The sequence below is a fragment of the Psychrobacter sp. GW64-MNA-CIBAN-0177 genome, from assembly GCF_040309585.1.
GTDB lineage: Bacteria > Pseudomonadota > Gammaproteobacteria > Pseudomonadales > Moraxellaceae > Psychrobacter > Psychrobacter okhotskensis.
In genome coordinates, this window is sequence record NZ_JBEOOY010000586.1 from 1 (window position 1) to 238 (window position 238).

At 35.3% G+C, this 238-nt stretch carries 1 protein-coding gene; it reads left to right on the forward strand.

The window, feature by feature from the left end; genetic code table 11:
- Positions 1-130: 130 nt before the first annotated feature.
- Positions 131-238: GlsB/YeaQ/YmgE family stress response membrane protein (locus tag AAEY79_RS16310; protein ID WP_407074220.1), on the forward strand; the 108-nt coding region annotated here is incomplete at its 3' end.

The following is a 238-nucleotide window of genomic DNA, read 5'->3' on the forward strand; positions in this document are numbered from 1 at the left end:
GCGCCTACACAGATAACATTTTGCGCTTATTTTTTCGCAACATTATTGCTTACAATAGCTTCATTAAATAAGCAGTTGCTCATTTTTTATAAAAATATAAATAACTTTTGATAAATTTAGGAGAACACTCATGGGCTTTATTTGGATGATTATTGTAGGTCTGGTTGCTGGTTTATTGGCTCGTGCGATTAAGCCTGGTAGCGATCCAATGGGTTGGGTTTTGACCATTGTATTAGGT